Source organism: Streptomyces sp. GL_140, from assembly GCF_057834465.1.
The window spans coordinates 7,660,709-7,674,840 of sequence record NZ_CM174404.1 but is presented as its reverse complement, the minus strand read 5'-3'; the positions used below and the strand labels follow the sequence as shown (position 1 = coordinate 7,674,840).

Annotated in this window: 11 protein-coding genes; 6 read left to right on the top strand and 5 right to left on the bottom strand. The window is 73.5% G+C overall.

Going from position 1 to position 14,132, the window contains the following annotated elements:
- Positions 1-41: 41 nt before the first annotated feature.
- Together AC3IYJ_RS35705 and AC3IYJ_RS35700 are read right to left on the bottom strand one after the other, a co-directional pair.
- Positions 42-2,171, bottom strand: a complete 2,130-nt coding sequence (locus tag AC3IYJ_RS35705; protein WP_489398655.1) for a tetratricopeptide repeat protein — start codon at positions 2,169-2,171, stop codon at positions 42-44.
- 85 nt (positions 2,172-2,256) lie between these two features.
- On the bottom strand, positions 2,257-3,300 hold the full coding sequence (locus tag AC3IYJ_RS35700; protein WP_489398654.1) for a S66 family peptidase: 1,044 nt from the start codon (positions 3,298-3,300) through the stop codon (positions 2,257-2,259).
- A 115-nt stretch (positions 3,301-3,415) separates the two neighbouring features.
- Between AC3IYJ_RS35700 and AC3IYJ_RS35695 the strand changes: the two genes are divergently transcribed.
- The 4 genes from AC3IYJ_RS35695 to AC3IYJ_RS35680 all read left to right on the top strand — a co-directional run bounded on the left by AC3IYJ_RS35695 (position 3,416) and on the right by AC3IYJ_RS35680 (position 8,680).
- Entirely contained in the window at positions 3,416-3,889 is a 474-nt protein-coding gene (locus tag AC3IYJ_RS35695; RefSeq protein WP_489398653.1) for a helix-turn-helix domain-containing protein, read from the top strand.
- Positions 3,882-4,262, top strand: coding sequence for a DUF4180 domain-containing protein (locus AC3IYJ_RS35690; protein ID WP_489398652.1), 381 nt, complete (start codon positions 3,882-3,884; stop codon positions 4,260-4,262). Before AC3IYJ_RS35695 ends, AC3IYJ_RS35690 begins: the two co-directional genes overlap by 8 nt.
- 77 nt (positions 4,263-4,339) lie before the next feature.
- Entirely contained in the window at positions 4,340-5,998 is a 1,659-nt protein-coding gene (locus AC3IYJ_RS35685; protein WP_489398651.1) for a sigma-70 family RNA polymerase sigma factor, read from the top strand.
- 114 nt (positions 5,999-6,112) lie between these two features.
- Positions 6,113-8,680, top strand: a complete 2,568-nt coding sequence (locus AC3IYJ_RS35680) for a helicase associated domain-containing protein (RefSeq protein ID WP_489398650.1) — start codon at positions 6,113-6,115, stop codon at positions 8,678-8,680.
- Positions 8,681-8,715: 35 nt separating this feature from the next.
- Here the strand turns inward: AC3IYJ_RS35680 and gad are convergent, their stop codons facing one another.
- On the bottom strand, positions 8,716-10,107 hold the full coding sequence (gene gad / locus AC3IYJ_RS35675) for a glutamate decarboxylase (RefSeq protein WP_489398649.1): 1,392 nt from the start codon (positions 10,105-10,107) through the stop codon (positions 8,716-8,718).
- A 314-nt stretch (positions 10,108-10,421) separates the two neighbouring features.
- Here gad and melC1 point away from each other — a divergent pair, with 314 nt between their 5' ends.
- Positions 10,422-10,814 carry an apotyrosinase chaperone MelC1 gene (melC1, locus tag AC3IYJ_RS35670; protein ID WP_489398648.1) on the top strand — a complete coding sequence of 131 codons (393 nt, stop codon included), beginning with the start codon at positions 10,422-10,424 and terminating at the stop codon, positions 10,812-10,814.
- Entirely contained in the window at positions 10,814-11,677 is an 864-nt protein-coding gene (gene melC2, locus AC3IYJ_RS35665) for a tyrosinase MelC2 (protein WP_489398647.1), read from the top strand. Before melC1 ends, melC2 begins: the two co-directional genes overlap by 1 nt.
- Here the strand turns inward: melC2 and AC3IYJ_RS35660 are convergent.
- Positions 11,617-12,339: a response regulator gene (locus AC3IYJ_RS35660; RefSeq protein WP_489398646.1), complete on the bottom strand. Its 723-nt coding sequence runs from the start codon at positions 12,337-12,339 to the stop codon at positions 11,617-11,619. The genes melC2 and AC3IYJ_RS35660 overlap by 61 nt on opposite strands.
- Positions 12,336-14,072 carry a sensor histidine kinase gene (locus AC3IYJ_RS35655; RefSeq protein WP_489398645.1) on the bottom strand — a complete coding sequence of 579 codons (1,737 nt, stop codon included), beginning with the start codon at positions 14,070-14,072 and terminating at the stop codon, positions 12,336-12,338. The genes AC3IYJ_RS35660 and AC3IYJ_RS35655 overlap by 4 nt, the downstream gene beginning before the upstream one ends.
- Positions 14,073-14,132 lie beyond the last annotated feature (60 nt).

Genomic DNA, 14,132 nt, shown 5'->3' with positions numbered 1-14,132 from the left:
CCGAGCGGGGAACCGCGCCCCGTCGAGGGACCGCGCCCGGCCTACGTGTCTTCGTGCCCGGCGCGGTCGCGAACCACGGCCAGCAGCTCACGGGCGGTGCGCAGATGCAGGTGGCCCGGTTCCAGGACGGACTGCGCGTGCGCCAGCACCGCGGTCAGGAGCTCACCGGCTTCCCAGGCCCGGCCCCGGGCGATCAGGGCGCGGGCCCACTCCAGCCGGGCGTAGATCACGTGCGGATGGTCCGCGCCGAGCACCCTGGTCCGGTCCTCGGCGAGCTCCGCCCAGGCATCGGCCGCTTCGGCGGCCCGCCCCGCGCGGGCGGCCAGCGCCGCCCGGCTCCCCCGGATGGCGAGGGTGTGCGGGTCGTCGGGGCCGATCCGCTCCTCGGCCTCGGCCAGCAGTTGCGCCAACTCCCGGTCCGCGGCGGCCGGATCGTCCGAGCGGAACCAGATCAGGCTGCGCCGGGCGGCCAGGACCAGCGGGTGGCCCGGACCGTGGACGCGCAGCCGGTCGGCGAGCAGCGCATCCAACTGCCGGGCCGCCGCACCGGTGTCGCCGGTCGCTCCCGTGAAGTAGGCCAGCTGGTGGCGGGCCGCCAGGGTGTCCGGGTGATCGGGTCCGAGCACCTCCCCGGCATCGGACACCAGGGCCGCAAACCTGGCCGCCGCCGCCCCGTGGGCTCCGGACTCCCCTATGAAGAAGGCCAGTTGATGTCTGGCGGCCAGGGTCTCCGGATGCCGGGGCCCCAACCGGTCCGTGCGCCGACGGGCGATTCCGGCGAGGTCGGTGGAGGCCCGGCGCGGCTTGCCGGAGTCTCCGATGGCGATGGCCAGCGGCAGTTCGGCGCCGGGGACGCCGCCGCGCCGGGCGAGGTCGAGTGCCTCGACGGCGCGCGCGAGCCGCCCGTCCTGATGGGCCACCAGGCCTATGTCGTAGGCGTCGTCGGGGTCCACCCGGGCCAGCAGCCCGCGCCACAGATGGTCGGGAACCGGGACGCCTGCATGGCCCGGCGCGTTCAGCAGGTAGTCGAACGCGGTGAATCCGGCGCCGTAGTTGCCGATCAGGAGCCCGCTGGTGGCGTAGGCGGCCGCGCAGGCCCATTCCATGGCCTCGGCGAAGGGCTCCGGCTGGAGGTCGCCGCCGCCCCGGGCCGCCAGGTAGGGGGCGTGGAGTTCGCGCAGCCACTCCCGGCTCACCGGGCGGCGCAGTCCGGCCCGGCGGCAGTCCACGGCCGCCGCGACGACGGCGGCGCCGCGCGGATTGGCGCCCGGAGCCCAGCCGTTCTCCCAGGAGGCCAGCAGTTCCGGACCGGCCGCCAGGACCTCGGCGACCCCGAACCGCTCCCCCGCGCGCAGCGCGGCCCCGATCCGGGGATCGCCCCGGTGGGCGGCGGCCCGGCGGCGCTCCGGCTCCGACCAGTGCCGTGGCAGCCGTAGGACGGTGGCCTGCTGGAGCAGGTCGCGCTGGGCCCGCCAGGCGTCCCGGTCGGAGCCGGTGAGCCGGCTCTCCTCGCGGGCGTCGTAGCGCCGGTATTCCTGGACCCGCATGGTGGCGATCACCACCGCCTGTTCCAGGGAGGCCAGTTGGACCGCCGTGAAGCCGCCCGCGCCGAGGTGGTCCTCCAGATCGTCCAGCCAGAGCACGGCGCGCCGGCGGCGCGCGGCGATCCGTACCGCCTCGGGGAGCGCGGTACGCGAGAGCGGGCGGACGAAGGCGTGCCGCGGGAACCGGGTGCGGGCCACCTCGTAGGCGAGCCGGGTCTTGCCCGCCGTGGACTCCCCCACCACGAGGACGAAGCGGGCCCGCTCCAGGGCGGCGCGCAGCCCCGGCTCGGCGTCGCGCTCGATGTACGCGGGTGCGGCGCCCGGCGCCTGGGCCGGGTGGGCTCCGGCCAGCTCGGGCCGGTCCACCTGGCGCAGCAGCGGAACGCGGCCGCCCGGGGTGCGCAGCACTTGTCCGGCGGCGTCGGCGGCGGCTGCCGTCTCCTCGGGCCGCATCCGCTCGGCCGCCAGCCCGGCCAGGGTGGTGACGGCCGCGCCGATCCCGGCTGCCCAGGGTCCGGAGGTCCAGACCGCCGCCAGAGCGACCGCACCCGCGCCGAGCCCGACCGCGCCGAGGTATCCGGCCCAGGCCCGCGCCCGGCCGGATCCCCGTAAGAGCAACGCCGACATGCCGCCCCCAACACGTCCCGTGGAGTCCCATTGTCACCCCGGACCGGGATCCGGGCACCCCAACGGACGTACGGGGGCGGGATGTTCAGTAGGTGACGAAGATGCGGCGGGCCACCCCGTCCACGCGGATCCGGCCCCCTACCGGGATCACCTGCTGCGGGTCGGTGTGCCCGAGGTCCACGTCGAAGACGGCCATGGTGTCGGGGGCGTACTCGCGCAGGGCCCGCAGCACGGCCTCGCGCTGCTCGCGGCGGTAGCGCTCGCGCTCCTCGGCGCCGAAGCGGTTCTCGAAGGACCAGCTCTTCGCCCGGCCCATGAGCAGGGCCGGGAAGCGTCGCAGCAGTCCGCGCTCACCCATGGCCCGGAGGATCCAGTAGACCTCCTGGGCGCCGGGCATGTCCTCCGAGGTCTCCAGGAAGAGCACGTCTCCTGTGTACTCCCCGGTGGGCCGGACCGCGCGGTCGGCCATCAGCAGCCACGAGATGATCTCCAGGTTGCCGCCCCAGCCGTTGCCCTCGACCACCCGGTCGCCGTTGTGCCAGGACCAGCCTCCGGAGGGTTCCAGCTCCGGTTCGGCGTCGAAGGTGCGCGGGTCGTCCCAGGGGCCGTTGACGTCCCCGACGGCGGGGGCCGGGGTGAGTTCGTACTCGCCGGAGGTGAACAGTGCCGCGCGCAAGGACCGCTCGGTCAGCGGATGCATCGCTCCGGGCCGCCCGAGCTCGACCATCACCGACCCGCCGTGATAGCCCACGATTCCCAGGTCCCGCAGGAACAGCAGCAGGTTGGTGTTGTCGCTGTAGCCGAAGAAGGGCTTGGGGTTGGCCCGGAGCAGAGCGGGGTCGAGGTGCGGCAGGACGGTGATCTGGTCGTCGCCGCCGATGCTGGCGATCACGGCCTTGATCTCGGGGTCCGCGAAGGCCGCGTGGAGGTCCGCCGCGCGCGCCTCGGCGCTCGCGCCCATCTTCCGGGTCGTCGGGTACTCCACCGGCCGGAGTCCGAAATCCTCCCGCAGTCTGCTCAGTCCGAGCTCGTAGGGCTGCGGGAAGAGTCCGGGCAGGCCCGAGGAGGCGGAGACCACCGCGATCCGGTCCCCGGGGCGGGGCTTGGCGGGGTAGCGAGGAGCCGTCATCCCGAGAGCCTAGGAGACGGACGGAGCGACACCGAAGCAATTTTCACCTCCCCAGGATCCCCTAACCTTCCCTATCACTCCTCATCAGCCACTTCTTACGGTAGGGTTCGGCACTATGGAGAATGAAGGGCGCGAGCTGTACTCGGTCGGCGAGGTCGCCGAGCGGCTGGGGCTGCACGTGCGGACCGTACGGAACTACGTCCGCGACGGGCGGCTGAAGGCCGTGCGGATCGGCAAGCAGTACCGGATCAGCCGCGAGGACTTCGAGGCGCTGACCAGCCTGCCGACCGCGGACGCCGCACCGGCGGAGCCGGACCGGCCGCGCGGGCACGTGGAGGTGTCGAGCATCGTGCAGATCGACTCGATCGGCCCGGACGCGGCGAGCCGGCTCGCCACCCTCGTCACGGCGGCCGCGCAGTCCCCCCGGGACACTCCGGACCAGTTGCGCGTCCAGACGGTCTACGACAAGGAGCGGGCCCGCATGAAGATCGTGATCCTCGGCGATCCGGCCACCACCGCCGATCTGCTGCACCTGGTCGACGGCGTGCTCGGACCGGGCAACGGCATGGGGGTGACCCACCGTGGCTGACCGGCTCGTGGAGCACCACGGCGTTCCGGTGCTCGTCTGCTCCGCGGACGGCCCGCCCGTCGCCTCCGAGCAGGACGCCCTCGACCAGCTGATCGGCGCGGCCTTCTACCGGGCCGAGGTGGTCGCCGTCCCGGCGCCGCGGCTCGACGACGGGTTCTTCGACCTCAGCAGCGGACTCGCCGGGGCGATCATGCAGAAGTTCGTGAACTACCACCTCCGGCTGGTGGTCCTCGGAGACATCTCGCACCACCTGCGGGCGAGCTCCGCCCTGCCCGACCTCGTCCGCGAATCGAATCAGGGGCGCCACATCTGGTTCCTGCCCGACCTCGATGCGCTGGCGGCCCGGCTGGCTCCGGATTCGTACTCCGGATAAGTGTTATCCGGGGTCCCCTCGACGGTCTCCCAGGTATTGGGCATCATCGACCGTCGGCACGGACAGGGATTCGCATCATGAGCACTCAGCACACGGCAGCACTGGTCGCCGCCGCCCGCGCGGGCGACCCGCAGGCCCAGGACGACCTGGTCAGCGCCTATCTGCCGCTCGTCTACAACATCGTCGGGCGGGCCCTGAACGGGTCCGTCGACGTGGACGACGTGGTCCAGGACACGATGTTGCGCGCACTCGACGGCCTGGGCGGCCTGCGCGACGACGACAGCTTCCGCTCCTGGCTGGTGGCGATCGCCATGAACCGCGTGCGCGCGTACTGGCAGGCCCGCCGCAGCGCCTCCGGCGAGAGCGGACTGGAGGCCGCCTGGGAGCTGGCCGATCCGGGCGCCGACTTCGTGGACCTGACCGTCCTGAGGCTCCAGCTGGACGGACAGCGCCGCGAGACGGCCCGCGCCACGCGCTGGCTGGAGCCCGAAGACCGGGCGCTGCTGTCGCTGTGGTGGCTGGAGTGTGCCGGGGAGCTGACGCGCACGGACGTGGCCGCGGCGCTGGAGCTGTCCCCGCAGCACACCGCGGTACGGGTGCAGCGGATGAAGGCGCAGCTGGAGTCGGCGCGGGTGGTGGAGCGGGCGCTGGGCGCGCAGCCGCCCTGCGAGGGACTGCGGACGGTGGCGGCGGGCTGGGACGGGCTGCCCTCGGTGCTGTGGCGCAAGCGAATAGCACGGCACGCCCGCGAGTGCCTGCGGTGCTCCGGACTGTGGAACGGTCTGGTGCCGGCCGAAGGGCTGCTCGCCGGGCTGGCACTGGTGCCGGTCTCGGTGGCGCTCCTCGCGGGCGTCCGGTCGGCCGCCGCGGCCGGCCTGGAGCCCGTGGGCCTGGCCTCCGCGGCCGCGGGCCAGGGGGATGCCACGGGCCTGGCGGGCGATGCCCTGACGTCCTTCCACGCCGACGGGGGAGCCCACACCCTCGTGGACGCCGCCGACGCGGGTTCGGGCCGCGCCTCGCTGCGCAAGCGCCGCCGTACCCGCAGCCGCCGCCGGGTGGTCGGCGGCGCCGTGCTCGCCGCCTGCGTCGTGGGCGGCGGGCTGACCTACCTGGCCACGCGGCCCGGTACCGCCGCCCCCGAGAGCCCGGCGGCCTCGCTGCTGGCTCCCGACTCCGGTGTCGCGTTGCCCCCGCAGTCCCCGTCGCCCTCCCCGAGCCCCTCTGAATCCGCTTCGCCGAGCGCGAGCCCGAGTCCGAGTCCGAGCGCGACCCCCACGCCGACCCCCACTCCCAGCGCCAAGCCGAGCCCGAAGTCCTCCCCGGCGAAGCCCCCCGCTCCCGCCCCGGCCGGCGGCGGGGCCGCAGCCCAGGTGATCGCGCTGGTCAACTCCGAGCGCGCGGCGGCCGGCTGCGGTCCGCTCAAGGAGGACGCGCAGCTGCGTACGGCCGCGCAGGGGCACTCCGACGACATGGCGAACCGGGACTTCTTCTCGCACACCAATCCCGACGGGGCCGACCCCGGGCAGCGGACGACGGCGGCCGGGTACCGCTGGTCCACGTACGGGGAGAACATCGCGATGGGGCAGCAGACCCCGCAGCAGGTCATGGACTCCTGGATGAAGAGCCCGGGACACCGCGCGAACATCCTCAACTGCTCCTTCAAGGACATCGGCGTGGGCATCCACCAGGGCGGCGGCGGGCCGTGGTGGACGCAGAACTTCGGAGCCCGGATGTAACCCTCGTCCCCCTCTCCCCCTGCGTCGCGCACCGGATCACCCCGTATTTGATTCAAAATGGGGGCAAGATAGGGGCTGGAAGAGAACGGGCAGTTCACGGGGGAGGTGACCCGCATGGCCAGGAAGAAGCTCCGTCCGCACCAGCGTGAGGCCGTCGACGCCGTGGTGCGGGCCCTGGAGCTGCCCACCGGACGCCGGGTCCCCCAGGCGGGGCTTCGGACCCAGGTCATCATGGCCACCGGTTCCGGCAAGACCCTGGTCGCGGTGCACGCGGCCGACGAGCTGCGGGCCGGGCGGGTACTGGTCCTGGTGCCCTCCCTGGACCTGCTCGTCCAGACGGCGGCGGCCTGGCGCGCGGGCGGCCGGACCGGGCGCGCCTTCGCCGTGTGCTCGCTGCGCGGCGAGGACGCGGGCGTACCCACCACCACCGATCCGGCCGAACTGGCCGACTGGGCGGGCCTCCCGGTGGACCGGGTGACCGTGTTCGCCACGTACGCCTCGCTGGGCCTGGGCACCATCGAGCGCGCGCACCTGGAAGGGCTGCCGGGCTGGGACCTGATAGTGGTCGACGAGGCGCACCGGACCTCCGGCCGGATCGGCAAACCATGGGCCGTGGTCCACGACAACACCCGGATCCCGGCCGTCCGCAGGCTGTACATGACGGCCACGCCGCGGGTCTGGCAGGACGGCGAGGAAGCGGACTACCCGGAGGAGGCCGCGCGGACCGCGGACACCGGCGGCACGGGCGGCGGCGGTGGCACGGGCGGCGGCAATTCGCGCGGCCGGGGTGACCTGGTGGCCTCCATGGAGGACGATCCGGACGGCCCGTTCGGCGCGCGCTGCCACACCCTGACCCTGTCCGAGGCCATCGACCGGGGCATCTGTGCCCCGTACCGGGTGGTCTGCGTGGACGTCAGCGATCCGGAGTTCCAGGCGGCCGTCCTGCTCGGACCGGACGGACGCTCCGACGCGGTCCGCGGGGTGCGCCTCGCGGCGCTCCAGACGGCGCTGGTCAAGGCCGCCGTGGAACAGGGGTTCCGGCGCACCCTGGTCTTCCACCACCTGACCAAGGAGGCCGAGGCCTTCGCCGCCGGGCTCCCCGCCGTGGCCGCACGGCTGCGGGCCGCGAGCTGGGCCCCCCGGCCCGTGTACCCGCGCACCGTCTGGGCGGACTGGCTGTGCGGGCAGCACACGGCGGCGCAGCGCCGCCGGGTGCTGAGCGCTTTCGCGGACGACCGGCGCGCGGACAAGGCGTTCCTCGGCAGCGTCCGGGTGCTGGGCGAGGGCGTGGACACCAAGGAGTGCGATTCGGTCTTCTGGGCCGACGTACGGGGTTCCATGCCCGACCTGGTCCAGGCCGTCGGCCGCGCGCTGCGCATCCGGCCCGGGGAGGGCAAGGTCGCCTCCCTGGTGGTTCCGGTGCTGCTGGGACCGGGCGAGTCCCCCGAGACGATGCTGTCCTCACGGGCGTACGGGGACCTCGCGCGGCTGCTGGAGGCGCTGCGGGCGCACGACACCCGGCTCGTCGAGTCCCTGGCCCAGCCCCAGGCTCCGAGCCGCCGCGCCCCCGAGTCCGGCAACACCGTCTCGGAATTGGGCGCCTCCGGCCTGCGCAGCGGCGCGGAGGCCCTGCTGAGCTTCTCCACCCCGCGCGATCCGGCCCTGCTGGCGGCCTTCATCCGGCTGCGGGTCCTGCACCCGGAGCACGAGCACTGGCGGCGGGGCGTGGAGGCGGCCCGGCTGTACGCCGCCGCGGCGGGGGACCTGAAGGTCCCCTTCGCGTTCAAGGTGCCCGGTGACGGCAGGACGGGAATTCCCCTGGTGGCCGCCACGGCCGGGCCGGCCGAAGAGGGTGCGGAGGCCGAACCGGTTGCGGCCGGCTCCGAGTGGCCGCCGGGGCTCGCCCGGTTCCCGCTGGGTCAGTGGATCGCGGACGCGCGCCGCGCCAACCGCCGTGGTGCGCTGGGCCGGGAGCGGGTGGCGCAGCTCGATGAACTGGGCATGGTGTGGAGCCACTTCGACGTGGCGTTCGAGGAGGGGCTCGCGGCGGCCCGCGGCTGGGCGGACGAGCACGGGCACCTGCTGCCCCCGGCCGAGGCCAGCTGGCGCGGCGCCCCGGTCGGGGTGTGGGTCAAGAACCAGCGGGCGGCGGCGCGCCGCGAGGGCCCGGGCGCGCTGACGGAAGAGCGCCGGGAGGCCCTGGAGGCCATCGACGCCTCCTGGTGTCCGGCCTGGGAGGTCTCCTGGCAGCGGGCCTTCCACCTGACCCGGGTCCACCTGGACGCGGGCGGCCGGCTCCCGGCGGGGCCGGGCGAGGCCGTCGTGCAGGGCGAGGACCTCGGCGTGTGGCTGCGCAGGCAGCGCACGTCCTGGGAGCGGCTGACGTGGGCCCAGCGCTGGCTGCTGGAGCACACCCTCGGAGTGACCCCGGCCGTGGGGGCGGAACGGCCGCGGGCCCGGGTCCCCCACGCCGAGGCCTGGGCGGCGCACCTGGAGGCCGCCCGGCAGTTCCACGACCGCGAGCGGCACCTGCGGGTGCCTCGTACGCACGTGGAGCGGGTCGGCGAGCGGGAGCTGCGCCTTGGCGCGTGGATCGCCAATCAGCGCTCCCGCGCCGCCTCCCTCACCCCGCAGCGCGCGACCGCCCTCACGAACCTGGGCATGCGCTGGTCGGGCTCCTAGGGCGTCAGAATGCCGTCCGCCCCGTGGGCAGCCGGTCAGTGGTGGAAGCCGGACCGAGGCGCGGCGGACGGCACGGGCTGGGGGGTCGAGCCCAGGTGTTCCACGGACCGGCGCAGGTCGGCGACGAGCAGGGCGATCTGGTCCCGGGTCACCCCGTGGCGGATCAGGACGCGTTGGATGACGGTGTCCTCGCGGTCGGCCGGCAAGGGGTACGAGGGCACCTGCCAGCCCCGCATCCGCAGCCGGTCGGAGAGGTCGTAGAGGCTGAAGCCCGCGGCCTGCGGATCGGTGAGCCGGTAGGAGACGGCGGGGAGCCCGCCCTGGCCGTTGTAGAGGAGGGTGAAGGGGCCCATCGCCTCGATCTCGCGGGCCAGGTACTGGGCCGTGTCGGCGCAGGCCTGCTGGACCCGGCGGTAGCCGCCCTTGCCCAGGCGCAGGAAGAGGTAGTACTGGGCGATGATCTCGCCGCCGGGCCGGGAGAAGTTGAGCGCGAAGGTCGGCATGTCCCCGCCGAGGTAGTCCACGGAGAAGACCAGGTCGGCCGGGAGCAGTTCGGCCGTGCGCCAGACGATCCAGCCGACGCCGAGCGGGGCGAGACCGTACTTGTGCCCGGAGGTGTTGATCGAGGCCACGCGCGGCAGGCGGAAGTCCCAGACCACGTCGGGGTGGAGGAAGGGGGCGACGAAGCCGCCGCTGGCCCCGTCCACGTGGATCGGTACGTCCCAGCCGTGCTCGGCCTGGATCCGGTCGAGTTCGGCGGCGATCTCGGCGACGGGCTCGTAGACGCAGGTGTAGGTGACGCCGAGGATGGCGACGACGCCGATGGTGTTCTCGTCCACGTGGGCGGCGAGCTGCTCCGCGCGCAGGCCGGTAGCGCCGGGTTCCAGCGGGACCTGGCGGAGCTCGACGTCGAAGTAGCGGGCGAACTTCTCCCAGCAGATCTGCACCGGCCCGCACACCAGGTTGGGCCTGTCGGCGGGCAGTCCGGCGGCGCGGCGGCGTTCGCGCCAGCGCCACTTGAGGGCGAGGCCGCCGAGCATGGCGGCCTCGCTGGAGCCGGTGGTGGAGCAGCCGGTGCCGGTGGTGCCGGCCGGGGCGTTCCACAGGTCGGCCAGGATGTTGACGCAGCGGGCCTCGATCTCGGCTGTCTGCGGGTACTCGTCCTTGTCGATCATGTTCTTGTCGAGGCACTCGTTCATCAGCCGGTGGACCTCGTCGTCCGACCACGTGGTGCAGAAGGTGGCCAGGTTCTGGGCGGCGTTGCCGTCGAGGAGCAGCTCGTTGTGGAGGAGCTGGTAGACCACCTCGGAGGGCGAGTGGTCGTCGGGCATCCGGTACTTGGGGAGGATCTCGCCGCTGAGGGCGGAAGCGAACACGTCCGTCTCGGCGTCGCGGGCACGCGCGTCCTTCGTCTCATGCAGAGCCATAGCGGGACCATAGGGGAGACAACACCCCAAAGTCGGCTCCGGGAATCTTCAGGACTTTTTCGGCGCCGGGACGGGTTCCGGAGGTCGGTTCATACTGCACCTTCCGGCCGAGTCCTCCGTGTGACCTCCTCCATATCCTCCCGGCGCGACCGTAAGATCTATTGCCATCCAAGCCTTCCTCCACAAAATTTTCCGTTCCGGCCACCAAAACCGGTTCGGACGGGAAGATCATCCCAAATGGTTCGTCAGGCAACTTATCCGCGTGTGCCCGGATAGCGCCCTACGGTTCTCCGCGCCCTGATACCTCTCGAACCATGAACAAGATCACCCGCAGGCAGGCGTTAACCGCCACCGCCGGCGCGCTCAGCGTCCTCGGCCTCGCAGGCGCCACCGCGCACGCGGCCGTCACCGCCCCCCGTCCCGCCGCACCCGCCACCCCCACGGGAACGGTCGACGAGGTCTACCAGGGCCGTCGCATCCGAATAGCCCCCGCAGCGGGCGGTGGTGGCCACCACGGCGGCCACCACTCCCCCGGCCTGCCGACCGTCCTCATAGACGGCCGCGAACTGCACGTCATGCAGAATGCCGACGGCACCTGGATCAGCGTGGTCAACCACTACGAGACCTACGCCGACACCCTCACCCTGGCCCGCGCCGCCGTGCGCGAACTCCAGGGCGCCGCCCTCGTCCCGATGGGTGGCATGTGATGGCTGTCCGCAAGAACCAGGCCACGCTCACCTCCGAGGAGAAGCGGGCCTTCATCAACGCCCTGCTGGAGCTCAAGCGCTCCGGCCGCTACGACCGGTTCGTCACCACCCACAACGGCTTCATCATGGGCGACACCGATTCGGGCGACCGGGTCGGCCACCGCTCCCCCTCCTTCCTGCCCTGGCACCGCCGGTTTCTGCTGGAGTTCGAAGCGGCTCTGCAGGCGGTGAACCCGAAGGTGGCGCTCCCGTACTGGGACTGGACCGTGGACCGCACGGCCCGCTCCTCGCTCTGGGCCGCCGATTTCCTCGGCGGCACCGGGCGGGATCGCGACGGACAGGTGCTCGACGGTCCGTTCGCCTACGCGGCGGGCAAGTGGGAAGTAGCCGTAAAGGTGGACGGGCGCTCCTATCTGCGGCGCGCACTCGGCACCGGCGTGGCCCAGCTCCCGACCCGGGCCGAGGTGGACTCCGTACTCGCGATGCCGGTGTACGACGCCGCTCCCTGGAACAGCTCCTCCAACGGTTTCCGCAACAACCTGGAGGGCTGGCGCGGGGTCAACCTGCACAACCGGGTGCACGTGTGGGTGGGCGGCCAGATGGCCACCGGCGTCTCGCCCAACGACCCGGTGTTCTGGATGCACCACGCCTTCATCGACAAGCTGTGGAGCGAATGGCAGGCTCTGCACCCGCAGTCGACCTACCTGCCCGCCGCCGGTACGCCGAACGTCGTGGACCTGCACGACACCATGCGGCCGTGGAACAACGTGACCCCGGCCGACATGCTGGACCACCGCAAGTACTACGCCTTCGACACCGAGCCGGCCACGGTTCCGGCGGGAGCCGCCGCCAGCCAGCGGTAGTGCAGTTCGGGGCGGCCGACCTGGCCGTACCGGGGGCTGCGGTCCGCGCGACCGGTGTCCACCAGGTGCTCCAGGTAGCGGCGGGCGGTGATCCGGGAGATCCCGGCCGCCTCGGCCGCCCCCGCCGCGGTCAGCCCCTCGGGGGCCGACCGCAGCAGCGCGGCGACCCGGTCCAGGGTCGGCGCGCCGATCCCCTTGGGCAGTTCGGCCGGTCGGGGTGCGCGCAGGGCCGCCATGGCCCGGTCCACATCGTCCTGTCCGGCCGCCTCGCCCGCCGCGCTGGCGCGGAACTCGGCGTAGCGCAAAAGCCGTTCGCGCAGGGTCGGGAAGGCGAAGGGCTTGAGTACGTACTGCACCACACCCAGCGAGACGCTCTCGCGGACCACGCCCAGATCCCGCGCCGAGGTCACCACGATCACGTCGGCGGGGTGACCGGCGGCCCGCAGCCCGCGCGCGAAGCGCAGCCCGTGACCGTCGGGCAGGGTGAGGTCGAGCAGCAGCAGGTCGATCCGGGTGCGTTCCAGGACCCGGGTGGCCTCGGCCAGCGAGTGGACGGCCGCGACGGCCGTGAAGCCGGGCACGCGGCCCACGTACAGCGCGTGCGCGTCGGCGGCGACGGGGTCGTCCTCGACGACCAGGACCCGCACCTCGGGCATGTTCATGCGCTCACCTCTCCGCTCACTCCCGCGCTCATCTCTGCGCTCATTTCTGCGCCTGCTTCCGCGCTTGCCTCCGCGCTCGCTTCTGCGCCCGCCTGGCCATTCGCCTCCGCGCGCGCCGGCAGTCTTACGGTGAACCGCGCGCCGCCTTCGGGCAGCCGGTCGGCATCGGCGCTGCCGCCGTGCCGGTGGGCCACTTGCCGGACCAGGGCGAGGCCGAGGCCGCGCCCCTCCCCCTTGCCGGACCAGCCGCGCCGGAACACGTCGGCCCCTTCGGGGAGTCCGGGGCCGTTGTCGGCCACGCTGAGCAGGATCCCCTGCCCGGCGGCGGCCGCCGGGCCGTCGGGGCGGACCGTGACGGCGATCCGGCCGCCGGGGACGCCGGTCAGGGCGTCGACGGCATTGTCCACGAGGTTGCCGAGGACGGTGACGAGGTCCCGGGCGCAGGGCCCGCCGGGCCCTGACCCGATGGCCCCGCTGTCCGGGGTGACCACCAGTTCGATGCCCCGCTCGTGAGCCTGGGCGGCCTTGCCGAGCAGCAGTGCCACGAGCACCGGCTCGCCCACCGCCGCCATCACCTCGTCGGTGAGGGCCTGCGCCAGGGTCAGTTCGGCGGTGGCGAACTCCACCGCCTCCCCGACCCGGCCGAGTTCGATGAGGGAGACCACGGTGTGCAGCCGGTTGGCCGCCTCGTGGGCCTGGGACCGCAGCGCCTGGGTGAATCCGCGTTCGTGGTCCAGCTCCCCGGTCAGGGACTGGAGTTCGGTGTGGTCGCGCAGGGTGACCACGGTGCCGCGGCGGCCGCCTCCGGCCACCGGCGCGCTGTTGACCACGAGCACCCGGTCGGCGCTCAGGTGCACCTCGTCCACCCGGGGCCGGTCGGCCAGCAGGGCGCCGGTGAGCGGGGCGGGCAGCCCGAGGTCGGCGACCGCGGTCCCCTTGATCTCGCCCTCCAGGCCGAGGAGTTCGCGCCCCGCGTCGTTGACGAGGGTGATCCTGCGCTGCCCGTCGAGCATGAGGAGTCCTTCGCGGACCCCGTGCAGGGCGGCCTGGTGGTAGTCGTACATCCGGCTCAGCTCCCCGGCGTTCATCCCGTGGGTGTGGCGGCGCAGCCGGGCGTTGACCACGTACGTGCCCACGGCGCCGAGGGCCAGGGCCCCGCCGGCCACCCAGGCAAGGGCGGAGAGCTGCGCGGCGAGCCGGGCGCTGACGGCGCGGACGGTGATCCCGGCGGCGACCATGCCGACGACCCGGCCGCCGTCCATGATCGGCGTGACCACGCGGATGGAGGGGCCGAGGGTGCCGGTGTAGGTCTCACTGAAGGTTTCCCCGCGCAGCGCGGGCGCGGTGTTGCCGAGGAAGGGCTCGCCGATGCGGTGCGGGTCGGGGTGGGTCCAGCGCCGCCCGTCCGGGGCCATGATCGTCACGAAGTCCACGCCCGCGTCGGCACGGACCTGCTCCGCGTAGGGCTGCAGTGCCGCGGAGGGTCCGGCTCCGGAGACGTTCCCGGGCACGTCCGCCCGTACCGCCGCACGGACCGCTTCGCGCACCGACGGCGAGTCCGCGACCGCGCGGGCCACGGCTCCGGCCTGGCGCCGGGCGGCCTCCTCGGCTTGGCCGCGGGCGGTGGCGTAGGCGAAGACGGCGCATCCGGCGACGACCACGGCGACCAGCACCACCTGCATGGCGAAGAGCTGGCCGGCGAGGCTGCGCGGCGGCCGGGGAAAGCGGAACATGGCGCTCAGTGTGCACCCGGCCGTGAACTCTATGAACGCAAGGGTGACCGGGGTCACAGC

Bases quoted from the DNA above. Each gene is read 5' to 3' on its own strand.
- AC3IYJ_RS35705 (WP_489398655.1), bottom strand. From the start codon at position 2,171: ATGTCGGCGTTGCTCTTACGGGGATCCGGCCGGGCGCGGGCCTGGGCC.
- AC3IYJ_RS35700 (WP_489398654.1), bottom strand. From the start codon at position 3,300: ATGACGGCTCCTCGCTACCCCGCCAAGCCCCGCCCCGGGGACCGGATC.
- AC3IYJ_RS35695 (WP_489398653.1), top strand. From the start codon at position 3,416: ATGGAGAATGAAGGGCGCGAGCTGTACTCGGTCGGCGAGGTCGCCGAG.
- AC3IYJ_RS35685 (WP_489398651.1), top strand. From the start codon at position 4,340: ATGAGCACTCAGCACACGGCAGCACTGGTCGCCGCCGCCCGCGCGGGC.
- AC3IYJ_RS35680 (WP_489398650.1), top strand. From the start codon at position 6,113: ATGGCCAGGAAGAAGCTCCGTCCGCACCAGCGTGAGGCCGTCGACGCC.
- gad (WP_489398649.1), bottom strand. From the start codon at position 10,107: ATGGCTCTGCATGAGACGAAGGACGCGCGTGCCCGCGACGCCGAGACG.
- melC1 (WP_489398648.1), top strand. From the start codon at position 10,422: ATGAACAAGATCACCCGCAGGCAGGCGTTAACCGCCACCGCCGGCGCG.
- melC2 (WP_489398647.1), top strand. From the start codon at position 10,814: ATGGCTGTCCGCAAGAACCAGGCCACGCTCACCTCCGAGGAGAAGCGG.
- AC3IYJ_RS35660 (WP_489398646.1), bottom strand. From the start codon at position 12,339: ATGAACATGCCCGAGGTGCGGGTCCTGGTCGTCGAGGACGACCCCGTC.
- AC3IYJ_RS35655 (WP_489398645.1), bottom strand. From the start codon at position 14,072: ATGTTCCGCTTTCCCCGGCCGCCGCGCAGCCTCGCCGGCCAGCTCTTC.